Consider the following 17,468-nt stretch of genomic DNA (forward strand, 5'->3'; position numbering starts at 1 on the left):
ACTAAATAAGTACCATTAGATATACCTGCTCAACTACGAACACAATCAAAAAACGCTAAGGATATAGATGAATATACTTCAATTAAAAGAAAAATTATCTAAGGGAGAACCTATACTCGCAGTGGACGTTAGTAATATTAGCTTTCGCCACATGTTAAATAAGTTATCTAAAAACGAGTGGTATCAATTATTTGCAATACCAAAAAGAAAGAATATGTCTCCTATATTGTGTGAAACTTTAAGAGTAAAAGAACTTCTCTTAAACCGGATAGCAACAGGGGAAGTTCTTAATGATAAAGAGATACGAGAGTTTATTTATAAAAACATTAACGTATCACATCCGAAAAAATTTCAAAAAAACCCTTCTCATGAGCTATCAGAAATTCTTTTTGAGAAAATACATGTTCAAAAAAAAAGTTTCGATTCTCCTTTACCAGAAAAACAAAAAACAATATTTGATTCATTTCCGATACAAGTCGAATTGGTAAAACGCAACCTTTTGTCTCTACACCAACTATGCATTGCAAAACAACATTGTCTAGAACATAAAAATACATTTCCACGTACTCTGATCGAGCTAGGGTATATTACAGAACAAGAGATTATCAAAATAATAAGCTACCTTGATAATTGGAGTTTGTTTAAAGTAGATATTGAAAATCATCCACATGAATTGATTAAAATTTTGACCTCTCCTTTAGCTAGAATCTACAATTGTTTTCCATTAAAAACGGCATCATCTGTTGTGACTTTGGGAGTAAGTTTAGATTCTTACTGTGAACAAACTAATTTTGATTTAGCTATGTTTTTGGATATTGATGTTAAGCTAGTTATTTTACCAACCTCCGTCATAGAAAAAGCGATAGAATACCACTATGAACCACTTGGTGATGATTTCCTCATAGATGCTTTTAAGTCTGAAAAAAACGATAATTTGGGTGACTCAACAGAAAAAGATATTTTTGATGAAGCGGTTACTATAGAACCTGAGTCTGAAAATATTCCATATGGCTCTTCTGCGAGAAACGATTATCAAGAATTATTCCAAGCTATTCTTGAAGTAAGTAGTTCTCCTCGTTCAATAGGTGAAGTTCACGACGGAACAGCAACAATGGATTGGATGGAGGCTGATTCACCAAAGGTTTCAAATCAAAAATTAGCCACTGAGGAGAAAAAAAAGCCTAAAAAAGGTAGAACAAAGCGATCATCTAAAGTCTTGGTATCAACTCGGAGATCAGCGTTGTTTTTGGAACCCCACAAAGAAAAAGAGTTAGCAAGAATTTCTTTAGATAAGGATGAGTTTGTTCGCGAACACAAAAAAATCGTAGGAGAGGAAATAACTCCAAAAGAAATAAAACAAGAAGAAATAGAATATATCAATGAAGATGACTTAGTTTTGTTTTGGAAAAAGATTATTGTTGATTGTCAAAATTGTGGTGCGCGCGATATTACGGTTCGATCACAACAAGACAAGAGCATCAGTGCTATTATACAAATGGAAAGTTCAGTTGTTGTGCAGCATGATTTGCCGAAAGAGGTTGCTACAAGATTTGTTGATTTTATGAAAATAGCAGCTGATTTAGATATTGAAAATCGAAATATTTTGCAAGTTGGAACAACTGTTTTGTTTTTAGGCGCAAAAAAATTGCATTTACAAACTTCAAGTTTTACTAGTAATCATGGAGAAATGCTTGCATTACGATTTTTACAAGACGATGATGATGAAGCTTGGCAATTGCATATTGCTAAAGAAGCGTTTTGTGAGAAATTGATAAACGAAGAGATTGGTGAGCCTGGTATGTTAGAGCGGTTTATTGCTCAATCTTGTATACTAATGAAAGCAATCAATGCTGTTTTTGGAGTTACTTTTCTCTATGTACTTTGTTGTGTTGATACGATTGTTGGAGTTGTTACTGGTTATATTACTAGTATCCATAGAGCATGGAAAGCTATGCGTTCAGTAAAGAGAAAGATGCAACGGTGTGCTCAAGATAATCAATCTCAGAAGTTAAAAGAAAATTTAAATTACATGGCAGAATCACTTGATCGTATATTTCACTTAAATTTAGAAAATAGTTACTCTAGTAGTAAGCGGACAAATGCACTAACATTGGCGATTGAGATAAGAGGACACCTTGACAACTTGAAACAAGATTTAAATTTCTTAACAGTACATGAAGTAAGACGAACAGTGCAAAAAAATATTAAAGATTTCATTATTAGTTTTATTCCAAACCCGGTGGATTTATACATGCTGTTGAAAGATCTTTTTATTCTTGGATTTTTAATGAAATATTCACGATTACAAATAGAAGGAAAATGTAGACAGTTACTTTGTGATTACAAAAATATGATTGATGCTCTAGAAACAGATGATTTCCTAGTACACGAAAAGACAACTGCAAAAGCGCGCAAAAATTTACAAAATATGTTACAGATTTTGTGCAATCCAGCCGCTTTTATTTATCCCGCTAAGTGGAAAAAATATGACTTATTGTGGGAAGTGAAACGATGGGAAGATAAAGCATTTATGCCTTCTCTCGAACTACATAAATGGTTAAGCAATGAAGTAGAACTGGTATGGAATAGAAAAAATATTTGTCTTTCACTACAGGAAGCAAAGTATTTTGAAGCAGAGAAAAAAGATTTTAAGTATCAGTATACTTTGGGGAAAAAATTTTTTAATTGTTTTTTGTGATAGATACTTTAGTGTATCACTTGCGGTTGTTTAGAGACAAAAAAAACAAGTCATACAAAAACTTAAGAGTAAACAGGGTCACGGCCATTTAATTCTTTTTACTTGATAATTTATAGACCATAATGAGTCTGTCACTGAATAATGTACTCAATCACTGCATAAATTGTTTTCGCCAATCACACGATTTTGTTCTAGCGCGATGAGTGCTTGGGACTTTTATTTGAAAATTGTAATTCAGAGGAAAATATAGGATAAATTGATTGTCTTCTAGTGTTATTTTTCTACATTACAAAACAAATTAAACTTTAGGAATAAATATGGGATTTGAGATAAAACATCTTATGAGAGACACTGTAATTGTAGTCTTTTCTTTTTGTTTGGCTCTTTATTTCGGCTGTAGATTATTTAGTATTCTAGAAGTTAAGTATGACACTGCCAATATTTACGCAGGGCACACGCCAGTTTCAGACTATAATGTTTTTGAAAATTCAACCTTAATGCTTAAAACAAATTAGTTGGCCAGCGTGTAGATCTATTCCCTCCTTTTAAAATACGGCAGTTTTTTAGATTGTCTTTTAATTGATTTAATCCCTCATCACTTATTACTGTCCAACTCAAATTAAGTTCAGTAAGGTTTGTGAGCGACTTTATATGTTTTAATCCCCCATCACTTATTTTTGTATTCTCCAAATTAAGAGAAGTAAGGTTTGTTAGTGACTTTATATGCTCTAATCCCTCATCACTTATTTCTGTATCGTATAAAATGAGTTCAGTAAGGTTTGTCAGTGACTTTATACGCTCTAATCCCCCATCACTTATTTTTGTACCGTACAAATTAAGTTTAGTCAGATTTGTGAGTGATTTTACATGCTTTAATCCCTCATTACTTATTTCTGCATTCCCCAAATAAAGAGAAGTAAGGTTTGTGAGTGACTTTATACACTCTAATGCCCCATCACTTATTCTCGCATTCCATAAATTGAGTTCAGTAAGGTTTGTGAGTGACTTTATATGCTTTAATCCCCTGTCACTTATTTTTGTACCGCTCAAATGAAGAGAAGTAAGGTTTGTGAGTGACTTTATGTGCTCTAATCCATCATCACTTATTTTTGTATCATCTAAATAAAGACAAGTAAGGTTTGTGAGTGACTTTATATGCTTTAATCTCCTATCACTTATTTTCGTATTATCTAGATTAAGTTTAGCAAGGTTTGTGAGTGACTTTATGTGCTTTAATCCATCATCACTTATTTTTGTAACACTCAAATTGAGTTCAGTAAGGTTTGTCAATGACTTTATGTACTTTAATCCCCTGTCACTTATTTTTGTACAACTCAAATGAAGAGAAGTAAGGTTTGTGAGTGACTTTATGTGCTCTAATCCACCATCACTTATTTTCGTACTATCTAAATTAAGTTCAGTAAGGTTTGTGAGTAACTTTATGTGCTCTAATCCATCATCACTTATTTTTGTTCTCCGTAGATTAAGAAAAGTAAGGTTTGTGAGTGACTTTATATGCTTTAATCCATCACTTATTTCTGTTCCATTCAAGTTAAGTTCAGTAAGATTTGTGAGTGACTTTATATGCTCTAATTCACCATCACTTATTCCTGTTTCACTTAAATCAACAATAATTTCACCTGAAAACCCACAATTGGAAAAAATACATTTTTTAATCATTCCAAACGCAACATTAGTCCGAAAACTACAATCATGGAATCCCACATTTTCAAGAACGTATTTACTTTCATTCAAATAGAACACACAACCATTATAGATGGTGTTACTTTCTATATCTTGTAATTGCTCTGATTTAAATTGTTTCACTTTTCACTTTCTAACAAAAATTGTTCGTTTTTTGGTACTATTTGTCCAATATATCTCGTGTCCCTTCGACAAGCAAGGAATTTTGAATTTTTCTCACAAAGAAAAGCAAAATTTGGTATATGTATTTAAGAATAAAAATAAACAAAAACGACAAACTGATTTTAGAAGCGTAAAACTAATGGGCCGAAAAAGAAGAACATAAAGTTGGACACAATCATGAAAGAATTTCGTCTGTGGTTGAAACGACAGTTTGATAAAAAACTTGTTGAGGAGAATTCTGGTTTGGGTAAAGCTATTAACTACGTCCAAAAACGTTGGTCAGAGCTAACTCGTTTCTTACACGTTCCTGGTGCTCCTTTGGATAATAACATCTGCGAACGCGCACTTAAAAAAGCTATTTGCCATCGCAAAAATTCGCTGTTCTATAAAACCGCCAACGGGGCTAGCGTTGGCGATTTGTTCATGTTGATTATTCACACATGCTTTTATGCTGGTGCGAATCCTTTTGAGTATCTCACACAGTTGCAAAGGAATTTATCAAGAGTGATAAAAGCCCCTGCTAGTTGGTTACCATGGAACTATTCTCTGCAATTGAACTACAGTTTTTAATTTCTCGCCAAGTTTCACCTACTTGGGGTTGTTCCCCCAACGCCCCGAAAAAATCGACAAAGCTTCTCTTTAGCTTACAATAATTGATTTACATGTCCATTTGCTATTTTTCTTCTAATAATGGAAGTATTTTTGCCGAAATGTTCCGATTTTTACTATAGAAATGGAACTTTGATTATTTTTAGTCATTTTTCTTGGAAATTTTAATTTATATCGCCTATTTTCTTTCTAAAAGTTCCGACTCGGTTTTCCTCTGACTCGATTTTTAGCTCTGACTCGATTTTTAGCTCTGACTCAATTTTTAGCTCGACTCCCATCTTGCTCTGACTCAATTTTTGCTCTGGCTCAGATCTTTTTTACAGAAATAGATTTTCTTGCTCTGACTCAATTTTTGCTCTGGCTCAGATCTTTTTTACAGAAATAGATTTTCTTGCTCTGACTCAATTTTTGCTCTGGCTCAGATCTTTTTTGCAGAAATAGATTTTCTTTCTTGAAAAATACCAACTGGTTGGTATAATCACTCTGCTTTAATAAATACCAACCAGTTGGTATTTATGCCGTTTTGAAAAAATTAATAAATAAAAAACTGAAAATTAATTGCGCTGAAGGAAGAAATACTTAGGAATTACTAGGGCGTCATTCAGTATGAAATGCTTTGAACCCGTTATCGTCTTCTAACAGATAGCGGTAAACAATTTCAACCATGAACATCTTGATTTTTAAACAATTCTCTAATTTTGTTATCCTTGTAGATAAAATTACAAAGAATTATACCTTTTATAAGTTGTAGTAATGTTTACTCGTTTTATCAAAGCTCAAATAAAAACTTCGGAATGGGCTCCAAAAATAAACAATATTTTGAATGATGACAGGTCCTAAGTAAATGATAGGTTTATGATCAAAATTTCTAGTGGATTTTGTTGCTATTTTTAACTTCATTTAAGCCAAAAATAGCAGAAATACAGCACCTAAACTATATTTAAGACCCAATGCCTATACTAAGTCTATAAGTATTGGGTTTCTTGCCAATTCTAAATAAATGTTTGAGGAAACGTACTATGTCTATTAGACAAAAGATAATAGTTACTTTATTTTTATTCTTTTTGCCATGCCTAATGGGAGATACCTTTAGTCGTGGAGACGATACACGAACAGAAGCTCCAGAAATATACAGCACAAATAATAGCTGGGGTGCAAATTTTTCAATTGGCACAAACTATACAGATGGCAATGTTGATTTTTTTGCATTTTCTTCTAGTGTTTCTGCTTTTAAACATATTGATGACCATTACTTTAACCTTCAGGGTAGTTATGTTTACCGCGAAGTTAATGGTGACGCTATTTTTGATAAATTACAGGCTTTTTTACGTTACGATTACTTTCTAAGTGATTTATGGCGTATTTTTGTATTAAACACTCATTCGCGTAATCAATTTCTCGATTTGGACTATAGAGTCACTATTGGAGTAGGAGTTTGGTACGATATTTTTCTTAATGATACCATCCAGAATGGTATTAGTTTTGCACCAATTTACAACTATGAACAATTTGCTGGTGACATCGATGATGAAACTATCGAACTTAGCTTTCGCAATATTTTCAAGTGGCACATTGGTGAAGGCGTGGAGTTTGTAGCTGACGTTTTTTTCATTCCAAATGCTAACAATTTTGATGATTATCGCTTTTTTGGGCTTTTTTATTTTGAAACCAAAATTTATAGCGACACTCTTTTTCTACGTGTTAGCCTCCAAGAGGAATACGATAGCAAACCACAAGATGACATAAAACACAGTGATGTTATTTTTACAACTTCATTAGTTTTTAAATTTGGTAGTGAGGGGTAATTATGAAACATTTATCGATGGTTATCATTACTACAATACTACTAGGTTGTACCAGTAAACCACTACATATGAAGCAGACAAAACTATTAACGAAGTTACCGGTGGATAAGGCAATAGTTTGTGTTCATCGTCCTTTTGCCTTCGCTCGCGGGAATTTTGAAATTTGGAATGGCTTGAAATTCGTTGGTTATCTACCAGTAAAAAGTATTTTACAAGTCGAATGTGAACCAGGTAATCAAAAATTTATTGCTATAGGTGAAAACAAATCTATTGCTTTTTTACAAGTAGAAGCAGGTAAAGTTTATCATTTAGTGTGTGAGTCGAAACAAGGTTGGGTAAACGCAAGAGTAAATATTGTGGCTGTAGATCAGGATTCAAAGTACCAAGAAAAATTAGCAGAACTTTTAACAAAAGAATCTCCGATTACAATTAGTGATGACACACTTACGCCAAATAACGATGACAAAAATGTAGTAACAAGTATAAATCATTCGCAACAAATTTTGAATAATGGTTTTGCAGAAAATGTTTATCTTGAACAAATAGGAGAGAAGCCTAGTTTTAACCAAGAAATAGAAATGCTTATTGAAGTACTTAGCTGGGTAAAACCTGAAATTGCAGCAAATTACAAAAAGCGTTTACGCAAAATAAAAACTAGAGGCGAATTAGAGGAAATCAAAAAACAAATAAAAAAACAAATTCAGGACAAATAGGTGTGTTTTGACTTGCTCTCTTAAGGTGCTAGAAAGAGGTAATCTTCCTAAATCGATTCAATAACAACATTCCATTTTGGAAGATTAAGAGCAATTTAAATAGAATTCAAATCTTTTTTCTCTTGTTGACGAAGAGAAAAAAGATTAACGTTTAAACTTACTGAGTTTGGTAGCAACGTATTTTTTCTCCGAATCATCAAGACTATAGCGTGTAAAAGCTACGATATAAATCAAAAGAGCACTGCATTCGTAGATGGCAACCAGCCATAAATTTGATGCTGGATATAGAAATTGTACTATATACAGAAACATAATAAGAATGATACTCGGAAGTAATGATGGTCCACAGCTTTTCGCGTAAAAACGAAAAATATTCATTTCATATATTGCACATGCTTTTGATTGGATAAAGAGAATATAAGTGATCGCTGTGCTTGCTAAAGTTGCAAGGGCAACACCTTCTATTGACCATAGACCTATGAAAACTATAGATAATACAAAATTAAGTATTTGTCCAAAAATAGTGATTTTAGCGAAGTATTTTTGTTGGTCGCACATTGAAAGAATAATATTAGTGTTGCTGTGAATAATTGTTATAAAGATGGCGACAATGAGTATTTGGCAGGAGAGAGTGGCGTTAGCAAAGTCATGTCCTGCCCATGATGTTATAATGGGTTCTGATAGAATAAAAAGTCCGATTAAAAGTGGTGCGGAGAATGCGGTTGTGTACTTGCTGCCTTGTAACCACACTTTAGTTAATTTTTGTTTTTGTTTTGCCCCGTGTAATTCTGAAATAACTGGGGTTAGGGTTTTGGCTATTTGAGTACAGAATCTTTGGGCTTTGTCGGTTATGCGCATGGCAATGGAATATAATGCTACCATTTCAAGGCTTAGATATTTTTGGATAATAAGTGTATCTACACGCGTGTAGATTAGCGTTGAAACTTGAATAATGAAGAAATATATCGAAAAGGAAGACATGCTTTTTACCATTGACAAGTCGATATTACGAGGATGGATAGATATATTTTTGTAGAAAATTTTCAGATGAATAAACATCGCGAAGAGTGGGAGAATACCGATGGCGGCATTTACCAGAGCTAATGTTTGTAAATTGGGAGCATAGTTTAAAAAAACTATTGCACCTATTAAGTAAAGAATACTACCAACGATTTTGTAACTATTTGCTATTTTGTACTGATGATAACTAATTAGAACTCCGCGAAAAAGTTCTAGGGGCATACATAATGCTGCGCGAAATCCTAGAATAAGGAGAACATGCCTTGCTGTTTGTTGCTGGTGTTCGGGAATATCAAATAGTGAGTTAAAAAAAAATGCGCAAGTGGCAACGCTTAGAAAAAGAATACTACCTAACACGATGTAAATCCAGAATAATGTGGATATTGCTTTTTGTTCTTGTGCAGGGTCCTGCTCTCCACGTGCTTTACCTACGTATTTGACAACTGAAGGACCAAAACCAAAATCAAGAAGTGCAAATACACTTACGAATGCCCAAACTAACGACCACAACCCAAAGGTTTCTTTTCCTAAAGTATGAATAATAAACGGTATTAGATACAAAAAAACAGCCACATCTAGAATATCGCGCCCGTAGTTGGTAATTGCATTGACTAGAATATTATATTTTTTACTCAATATTACTCTCTTTTCTTATCATTCGACCTTCAAAGAATTTTCGTTTTAATGATGGACTTTCGCTGGAAATTTCTAGAGATTTTGTTTCAATGATAATGTTTTTGTTATTCAGTTGCAGGTTTTTTCGTTGTACAAAAATACTGACAACAACGCCAGATAAAAAATGAAACAAGTAGTAAACCTGTGTCTGACGATATACCCACTCTAAAAATCCCTGTAAATGTAACGTGGTAAACCCACATAGCAAACCAATAACAATAGCATTGTAAAATGGCATTTTTCTAGTGTATAAAATTAGATAACTATTAACGAGCATAAATAAAGCGATTAGCAATATAAAAATATACATACTTATCCAACCGCATTCACTAGCCCATAGTAAATAAATATGATGGCAATTACCAAGACGACTTACTGCCCTGGCATTGTCTGGATCTCGAAATGCTTCGCGATCATCATCTTCGACATCTGGATAAACATACCAATAGTACTCTGTATTTGCAAGGGAGTATGAATAACTGTTGATCCCTATTCCCCAAAAATAGTCATCGGCCATTGCTCTTGCAGCACTATTAAAATAATGCCTTGTCTCTGCTGATTCTTTGGGGGCTTTTTGAAAGCGCTGAATAATTTTGGGAGCGGCTAAACTACCAAGTATAGATACGACAACGAGTCCCAAAAATAAAATACGCAACTTTTGAAACGAGACTTTTAGCATCGTTGAGATGCCTGCAGCCATAAACAAGCCACCGAGCATAATGATAAGACCACCACGTGATTTGGTAAAAACAATAGCTATCATTCCTAAAACAAGAGCAAAAGAGTAGTACAATGTTTGTTTTTTTGATTTAGAAACGAGTATCATACATAACAAGGTTGGCAGAATTAAATTTAAATACATTGCAAGCGAATTGGGGTGCGGGAAAGTGCCAACAGAACGCACAACGACGGTTTTAACAATATATTTAGCGTAGAATACTATAACACCTTGAAAAATAACTGAAAATGCCAAGGCGTTTATCACTGTTGTAAAATCGTCTTTTGATTTTAAAATGTTTACGGTTATCCAGTACAGAACAGCACCACGTATCATTTTGTGAATGGTAAAGAGTCCATAATACGGATTAATGGAGTTTGATAATGAAAACAAAGCGCATACTACGAGAATCCACATGAGCACGATGTTCAAAGGAAGCCATTTACGCACTTCTCTAACATTAAGCAGTAACCACAAAAAATAACCGAAGAAAAAAAAATCGCACATCGTGATTCCAAATCCGCGGTCGACGCCCCGATACTTTTCAAAAAACAGTTCCATGTAAAACGGTTTTTTTACATGACACATCCAAAAAACCATAAGCGATAGAAAAATTTTGTGCAAGTTCGGACGTAAAATTAATAAAGCAGCAATGGTGGGTACAATACAAAAAAAAGCTCCTATCCATACCGGATTTTTTAATGGATTAGCAAGTATATACATAGTGTTAGAATGGCCTTTGGATATTAGACACACACATCCCTAGTATCGCGCTTTTTTCTTCTATAAGAATACTCTTGGTATGAAGATAGTGCCAAAAAGGATATAAACCAGCTTCCATCAATAAAATACTTCCTTCTGCATACCTAGCACATAAACGAAAACTCGCAGTGTTATCTGCAGTAGGCGGGATTAGTAAAATAATTTCGTATTGCGATTTTGCCTTTTCTAGAAAAAGTTGAAATTCTCGTTCTTTGATAACTTGCTTTTTGCTAACAGGCATGTGTGTATAGGCTATTTTCTCCGTTTTACACAGGTTTTCTGGAGAAAAACGACTCTGCTCTTTAGGAATCATGTCAACAGCTAATACTTTATAACCCATTTGATGCAAATAGTAAATAACTCCCGTGCTAACGCTGTGCAAATGATCAATACTATTTTCTTTAATATCGCAAAGAGCAATTGTCCAACCTTTTTCGCCTTGAATGTGCGCTGAGATTTGGCTAGACATTGTATAAAAATTATTGCCGTCTTCTAGGTAACTAGGCAAATGCGTTTGAGTGATAAATGATTTTTTAAAAAAAGGCAAAATTCTGCGTAGTAAGCGCTTGAGAATACCAGGATATCTTTTTTTTGATGGATTGCGAAATTCTCCAAGGATTTCTATTCCCAAACGGGCGTGTGCTTCGCCCCCTGACCGGCAAGACAAAGAAATAAGAGCATATATTATCGGAATAGCAAAAGCAATCATCAAAAACAAGGCAAATACGAGGACTGCGATAATCTTTTTATTTGATTTAGAAGCGCGTCCTGGTAACTTAGGTGGAGAAACAATTAAAAAATCTGGCTGTTTTAATTTACTCACTAAGTCCGCTGTTTCAATCATCTTACGGTATTGTTTGACAACGGAAGCACTCAATTCTATCGTTCTTTCTAAACCATTGTACTCTTCTTGTAAAAAAGCAAGTTTATCGAGATGCTGTTGATTTTCTTTTACGTTATTTTGTATTTTAAAAACGCGATCTTTTGCGGCAACTTGCTGTAATTGCAAATTGAATGTTTGTAATAAAATATCTTTTAATATAAGTGAAGAAGGGGTTTCACCTTCGTCTTTAGGAACAATAAAACTATCGAGCTTGTCTATTTCTTTTTTCCACACTTTAATTTGATCTGTGTCTTTTAGCTTTGCTTCAATAGAAAGAATCAACGCTTTTGCTGCTGAAATTTGCTGATCGGAAACAATGTTTTGGCTCTTCATTTGCGCAAGTCGTTTTAGATTTTCTTTTGCAGTGCCGAGCTCAGTAGTTAAAACTTGCCTATTTTTTGCTTCAGAAATAAGCTGACGTAAACGTTCTTTACGAATGGACATATCGGTGAGGGACTCTTTTTGTCCCATTGATATTTTTTCTTTTTTAGCTTTTTTTTCTAGCTCTTGTAAAATTGATTGCATCTTATTTAGTTTGATACCAGTCGACGAAAGATCTATCTTGGCATGCTGCAATTCAATTTCAATGCTCACTATTTTTTCTAAGTACCACTGCTTTTCCTTGGAAATATCGACAATCTTATTTTTTTTAATGAATAACTGCATTTCTTCTTGCACCTTGCGCAGATTTTGCAAAGCTTTTTGGTATTGGCCATTAAATGCTGTTATATATTCTTGAGCATGAGAGCGACGCTTTTCAATTTGTGATTCGATAAAAACTTCGGTGACAACTTTCATCGTTTCATAGGCTGCTGTAGCAGATGGAGCCTCAACCAAAAATGTTAGCATTCCTTCTTTTTTACCAACAGCAATATCAAATGATTGTGCTGCGCTTTTCGCTGAAATTCCCAGACGTTGTGCCATGATTTCTAGGTTGGTAGGAAGTTTTATTAAGCTAACATGTGTTTCAAGTGACAAAGCACCAAATGTGACCATTTCGGGAATATTTTTTGGTGAATAAAGATAAATTGTGCGACAACGATACACTTGTTGGCTAAGTGATATCGCAGCAATAATAGAAATAAATACTCCTAATACAACAGTAAGTGTGGCAAACCACCACAGTATCATAAAAGCTTTTATGGTTGTAGGTATATGAATGGGGAATGGCTTTTTTTTGGTGTCAGACATCAAACTATATCCACGAGAAACGTTGAGCGTTTTGCCAAACATTTACTAAAGCAAATGGACTTTTACTATTTATATTGAGCATTAACCATCGGTAGTAATGAAAAGCATAAAAAATGTTTTTAACTTGTGGGGATATAGCAAGTTCCCCTACGCCTTCATGTATCGCATTTAAAATATGTTTCTTCCATTTTTTGGAAATAAACATATTGTTAATTGCAATGGTAAAATTAATGAGATCGTTAATAATATGACCGCGATGATTGCTATTCGCAAAATCTATGAGTCCAACACTACTATCACTTATATGAATGTTCGCTGGAACAAAGTCACCATGAGAAAATGAAATGGTTGATGTTTTTATTGAAGGAACTTTTTTTATTTTATAACGTTGAACAAGATATTTGCGTATTCCGTGAACTTCACCTAGTTTTTGCTGACAATACTCTATATATTCATAAAAAAAATTGTCTATAGAGCCTACAGTTTCCGTAGAAGAATACAGCAAGCGCAATAATTTTCCCAGCGAGAAAATGTTTTCTAACATTTGTTCTTTTTGCGTTTTATCACTTCGATAAATAAATTGAGAGAGAGAAATCCCAGGAACAAAACTCATGATCAAAATGCCATATTGTGGAAAAGATTCTAAAACGCGGCAATCTAACCACCTGTCATTGATCGTTTCATGGTATAGTTTAATAGATTTTGCTTCATCTATGAGTAAATTTTGATGTTGCAAGGCGTACTGCTTCACGATAACAAGCTCGTCACTGCTTTTGGCTTGATAAATATCGCAGTATGGGTTTTTTTTCAATAGCTTGATGTCGCTAAAGGACATGGAGCTTATTTCCATAAATTTTGTGTTGAGCATTTCTCTAGAATCTTTATTTTTCAACAGTAGACTTCATAAGTGAATATAGATCATCCAAACGCTGAGGTGGATTTTCCAAATCGTAATTACAACAAAACATAGCAGTCGAGTCTTTATCGTTAGCACAATAACCATGCATACCTTTTAACGGCTTATCTCCCATAAAACTAGGGCAAATTAACACTCCAGGCTCCATAAGGAAAAAAAGTTCACCATAGCGATAATCATCAAAATAACATCCGTAGTTACGTAAATCCTCTTCGCTAAGTACGCGACCAGTCTTACATTTTTCTAGGGCTTTTGTCACTTCATTGCGCACATCATCGTTAAAAAACCAAAAGCGTGCCATCGTTGAGTCATAAACGGCGACATAGTCTTTTGCAAATTTATATGGTAAATTATTGACTACTGACATCAAATCAAATGTCTCACGCACATTTGTCATGCCGTGATCGGAAAAAATGTGTAATTTTACATCATTATAGTGCTGTTTTGCTAGTGTTAGTATACCCTGCAGTTGCTGACTATACCAATCAATTTTTTGCGCCACGAGTTCGTGGTCTGTACCATACTGGTGCAAGGTTGCGTCCATGGCAGCTAAATACAAATAACCGAAAGGAACTTGGTCTTTGTTTATTGTACTGCGCAGACTTTCTAAGTTTTGTTGTTCGCTATGCCGCCAATCAGAAAGGTAAAAAGGAATATTTTGTTCGCGTAGATAGTCGAATATATTTGGACTACCACTATTGATTCCCTTAGGCTGGTAAATATCTCTCTTTTCAGAATAGTCAAATAAATGTAAATGGCGAAATGGCATGTTGTAAATCTGAAAATAGCCGGTAAATCCATAATAGCGCACTAAAATCTTGCTCAATAAGCGCCTAACACGGCCGCGCTTAGTAAAAAATTTTGGAAACAAATCAAGTAAGCGACATATTCGAAAAGGAGATTTGCTAGGATTGTAATAAAAGAATGAAAAATGTCCGTGTTTTTCTGGCATTTCACCTGTCAATATTGTCGGATCGCAAGTACAGCTATACCCAAGAACGGTGTCTAATTTTTTTTTGGTTTGTAGAATATCATTTAAGAATGTGTGTTTATTTAAAATTTCCCAACCAAAAGCATCGATAAACACAAATAAGTTAAGAGTTTTTGGCATTGTGATGTTCCTTAATTACACTATTGTACAAATTGATAAGATCACTAGTTACTTTTTCCCAACTATATTTTCTCTGAGCTTCACAAAAACCATTTTCAGCAAGTTCTTTAGCATGGCAAGAATTTGTTAGTAGTGTTTCTATACTGCGAAGAAATTGTTGTTCATTATTAACATCACAAAGTATAGCATTTTTATCCGTAGTAACAAAAGACGGAATACCACCAACATTGCTCGCCACAACCGCTTTTTTAGCGGCCCACGCTTCTAGGATAACAATACCAAAAGGCTCGTGAATAGAAGGAAGCAAGAACAACTGACAATCGCGATATGCACTTAATAATTCAGAGCTTCTAGCTGGCAATCCTTGGACAATGGTTATGTGTTTTTGTAGATTATTTTGTTCAATATAATTTTCAATTTCGGCAAAATAAAGGTGGTCGTTTACTGGCCCGATTAAAACCATGTGAACATTGTGTTTTTTTCGTATTTTTTTTAAGAGTTTTAATGAAAACATCTGATTTTTTTGTGGTGTAATACGTCCTACTTGTAAAATAATTTTTTTGTGCGCACAAATGTGGTATTTTTCGCGAAAAGAGAGGTTCTCAGACTTTTGGAAGTGTTGTAAATCAACACCATTAGCTAAAAATAAAGTTTTCTTGTTTGGAAAACGCTTTTGTACTTCTTCATGTTCTTTGCGACCAACGCAAATAATGGCTGCTGCATTCTCAAGAACACTACGCGACCCCACCCATAAACCAAGTATTTTACCCCATTCAATGGTACCTTTTGTAGGCGAAGTCCAACTTTGTCTCTCCTGCTGTGGAACATCATAAACCCCACCATGGAGCGAAATCACATAAGGAATATTTCGTTTACGAGCTATATAGCTTGCTATTCCGCCGATTCTTTTTCCTGTATGTAAATGTAGTATATCAGCGGATAGCCTTCTAAGTTCTCGCATAAGCGCGAACGAAAAAATATTTCCACCGCGTTTATCGAGTATTTTTCGCGCATCTTGATTTAAACCGTAGTAAGGATAAAAATAAGGTACGCGCTTGACATGAATTCCACTTATATTTTCTTGTCGCTGAGTTGCGAGAATATTTGGACATATAATTTGAGTGCTGTGTCCTCTAGCTACAAGACATTTACTAGTTTCGAGGATTACGGTTTCTGTTCCTCCCCAATCTTCTTTTACAAAACGCCTTGGTATTTGTACAATCTTCATTTTTACCTCTTTGTTTGACACGCATGTAAAAAATCATGTAATTGCGTAGTGTAAGCGTGAATGGTTAATTTTTCTTCAACAATCTTTCGTGCGTTACTAATAATCTTAGTAGTAAGTTTGGGATTATCAATCACTTCAGTAATTTTATCTGCCAAATCACCAGGATTGTCTTTGGCAAAAATATAAGAATTTTCATGGTGTTCTAAGAATTCTCCATGTCCACCGTCATTCGTACTAATTACAATTGTTCCTGATGCCATAGCTTCGATATGAGTCAATCCATAAGGCTCTGGCCAGATAGAAGGAAATATGAATATATCATGATTGCGATATATTTCTGGAATCTTCTCATGAGGTATTTTACCGAGAAACTTGACGTCTAAATTTTTTGCTTCGTTACGCAACCTATCTTTATAATCTTGTGGACCATCACCGACAATAGAAAGCTCTAAATTTAAATTTTTTAAAATAGCAAGTGCGGCAATAATCGTATGTACTCCCTTGTATTCATGTAGTTGACCAACATAAAGTAATTTAGGTTTTAGATTTATATTTTGCCGCTTTTTCTGTGGGAACCGTTCTATAGGTATACCTTGATTAATAATGCGTGAATTTTGAATAGGAACGTGCTTTTTAATAAGAGTGTCTTTTACGGTATGACTAATACAAGTTGTGTAACGAAGGTCTAATCCATGAAGTGTTATTTGTCTGAAGAGTATATTATCGAGAAAAAAACGCACAAGAGGCCGAAGTTTCAATGAAAATACACTAGGACTATAACCACTTATGTGATAATCATTAAAAGTATACACAACTGGTATTTTTAAATCCTGAGCTGCTCGTGCAGAGCCTAAAGTTAAACGAAGTTGGCTCCATACAAAAACAATATCAGGCTTTTCGGTATTTAAAAATTTTTTAGTTGTGCTATAATTATGTTTGCTAGTACGCAGTCGTTGTCTACGCATTAGTTTTGCTGCCTGAGTAAATGGGATGTACAGCTCTAGCTTACGGTGTATCTGAAAACCTTGATTTTCTATACATTCTTGTTCTGTACCATGTTGCGAAGTAAGTACAACTATTTCTAAACCTCGTTTAGATAGTTCCTCACAAACTTGCGCGCACAAAATTTCATAGCCTCCAAGATAGTAAGGAGGATACAAATTAGAAATAATAGCTATTTTCATAAAAGAATTATCCTAAAGAATTATTAGGGATACCTAAAATCGATTTGTACTTGCTTCCCATGTTTTATATTAACAGTTCTTTGTGTGAA

General features: G+C 34.3%; 12 protein-coding genes. 4 read left to right on the forward strand and 8 right to left on the reverse strand.

Features of this window, described 5'->3' with window-relative positions:
- The first annotated feature begins 67 nt into the window (after positions 1 to 67).
- On the forward strand, positions 68 to 2,698 hold the full coding sequence (locus tag UABHE_RS06700) for a hypothetical protein (RefSeq protein ID WP_372369482.1): 2,631 nt from the start codon (positions 68 to 70) through the stop codon (positions 2,696 to 2,698).
- A gap of 501 nt (positions 2,699 to 3,199) precedes the next feature.
- Here the strand turns inward: UABHE_RS06700 and UABHE_RS06705 are convergent.
- On the reverse strand, positions 3,200 to 4,525 hold the full coding sequence (locus tag UABHE_RS06705; RefSeq protein ID WP_372369483.1) for a leucine-rich repeat domain-containing protein: 1,326 nt from the start codon (positions 4,523 to 4,525) through the stop codon (positions 3,200 to 3,202).
- Between the two features lie 216 nt (positions 4,526 to 4,741).
- Here UABHE_RS06705 and UABHE_RS06710 point away from each other — a divergent pair, with 216 nt between their 5' ends.
- From UABHE_RS06710 to UABHE_RS06720, 3 genes are all read left to right on the forward strand, one after another.
- Positions 4,742 to 5,134: a transposase gene (locus UABHE_RS06710; protein ID WP_372369484.1), complete on the forward strand. Its 393-nt coding sequence runs from the start codon at positions 4,742 to 4,744 to the stop codon at positions 5,132 to 5,134.
- 1,058 nt (positions 5,135 to 6,192) lie between these two features.
- Complete coding sequence (locus UABHE_RS06715) at positions 6,193 to 6,978, forward strand: DUF481 domain-containing protein (protein WP_372369485.1); 786 nt, start codon at positions 6,193 to 6,195, stop codon at positions 6,976 to 6,978.
- A gap of 2 nt (positions 6,979 to 6,980) precedes the next feature.
- Complete coding sequence (locus UABHE_RS06720) at positions 6,981 to 7,691, forward strand: hypothetical protein (protein WP_372369486.1); 711 nt, start codon at positions 6,981 to 6,983, stop codon at positions 7,689 to 7,691.
- Positions 7,692 to 7,835: 144 nt separating this feature from the next.
- Here the strand turns inward: UABHE_RS06720 and UABHE_RS06725 are convergent, their stop codons facing one another.
- The 7 genes from UABHE_RS06725 to UABHE_RS06755 all read right to left on the reverse strand — a co-directional run bounded on the left by UABHE_RS06725 (position 7,836) and on the right by UABHE_RS06755 (position 17,379).
- Positions 7,836 to 9,347: a flippase gene (locus tag UABHE_RS06725; RefSeq protein WP_372369487.1), complete on the reverse strand. Its 1,512-nt coding sequence runs from the start codon at positions 9,345 to 9,347 to the stop codon at positions 7,836 to 7,838.
- Positions 9,340 to 10,611, reverse strand: coding sequence for an O-antigen ligase family protein (locus UABHE_RS06730; protein WP_372369488.1), 1,272 nt, complete (start codon positions 10,609 to 10,611; stop codon positions 9,340 to 9,342). The genes UABHE_RS06725 and UABHE_RS06730 overlap by 8 nt, the downstream gene beginning before the upstream one ends.
- Positions 10,612 to 10,831: 220 nt before the next feature.
- Positions 10,832 to 12,940: a hypothetical protein gene (locus UABHE_RS06735; protein ID WP_372369489.1), complete on the reverse strand. Its 2,109-nt coding sequence runs from the start codon at positions 12,938 to 12,940 to the stop codon at positions 10,832 to 10,834.
- A 4-nt stretch (positions 12,941 to 12,944) separates the two neighbouring features.
- Complete coding sequence (locus tag UABHE_RS06740; protein WP_372369490.1) at positions 12,945 to 13,832, reverse strand: phosphotransferase; 888 nt, start codon at positions 13,830 to 13,832, stop codon at positions 12,945 to 12,947.
- Positions 13,822 to 14,967 (reverse strand): alkaline phosphatase family protein, encoded by a 1,146-nt coding sequence (locus UABHE_RS06745; protein WP_372369491.1) that lies wholly within the window; start codon positions 14,965 to 14,967, stop codon positions 13,822 to 13,824. The genes UABHE_RS06740 and UABHE_RS06745 overlap by 11 nt, the downstream gene beginning before the upstream one ends.
- Positions 14,951 to 16,195: a glycosyltransferase family 4 protein gene (locus UABHE_RS06750; protein ID WP_372369492.1), complete on the reverse strand. Its 1,245-nt coding sequence runs from the start codon at positions 16,193 to 16,195 to the stop codon at positions 14,951 to 14,953. Before UABHE_RS06750 ends, UABHE_RS06745 begins: the two co-directional genes overlap by 17 nt.
- Positions 16,196 to 16,197: 2 nt before the next feature.
- A complete protein-coding gene (locus tag UABHE_RS06755; RefSeq protein WP_372369493.1) occupies positions 16,198 to 17,379 on the reverse strand; it encodes a glycosyltransferase family 4 protein in 1,182 nt (393 codons plus the stop codon).
- Between the last annotated feature and the right edge of the window lie 89 nt (positions 17,380 to 17,468).

It is taken from the genome of Candidatus Uabimicrobium helgolandensis (genome assembly GCF_041508025.1).
In the GTDB taxonomy this organism is placed as follows: Bacteria; Planctomycetota; Uabimicrobiia; order Uabimicrobiales; family Uabimicrobiaceae; genus Uabimicrobium; species Uabimicrobium helgolandensis.

Bases quoted from the DNA above. Each gene is read 5' to 3' on its own strand.
- UABHE_RS06730 (WP_372369488.1), bottom strand. From the start codon at position 10,611: ATGTGCGATTTTTTTTTCTTCGGTTATTTTTTGTGGTTACTGCTTAAT.
- UABHE_RS06745 (WP_372369491.1), bottom strand. From the start codon at position 14,967: ATGCCAAAAACTCTTAACTTATTTGTGTTTATCGATGCTTTTGGTTGG.
- UABHE_RS06710 (WP_372369484.1), top strand. From the start codon at position 4,742: ATGAAAGAATTTCGTCTGTGGTTGAAACGACAGTTTGATAAAAAACTT.
- UABHE_RS06755 (WP_372369493.1), bottom strand. From the start codon at position 17,379: ATGAAAATAGCTATTATTTCTAATTTGTATCCTCCTTACTATCTTGGA.
- UABHE_RS06720 (WP_372369486.1), top strand. From the start codon at position 6,981: ATGAAACATTTATCGATGGTTATCATTACTACAATACTACTAGGTTGT.
- UABHE_RS06750 (WP_372369492.1), bottom strand. From the start codon at position 16,195: ATGAAGATTGTACAAATACCAAGGCGTTTTGTAAAAGAAGATTGGGGA.
- UABHE_RS06700 (WP_372369482.1), top strand. From the start codon at position 68: ATGAATATACTTCAATTAAAAGAAAAATTATCTAAGGGAGAACCTATA.
- UABHE_RS06735 (WP_372369489.1), bottom strand. From the start codon at position 12,940: ATGTCTGACACCAAAAAAAAGCCATTCCCCATTCATATACCTACAACC.
- UABHE_RS06715 (WP_372369485.1), top strand. From the start codon at position 6,193: ATGTCTATTAGACAAAAGATAATAGTTACTTTATTTTTATTCTTTTTG.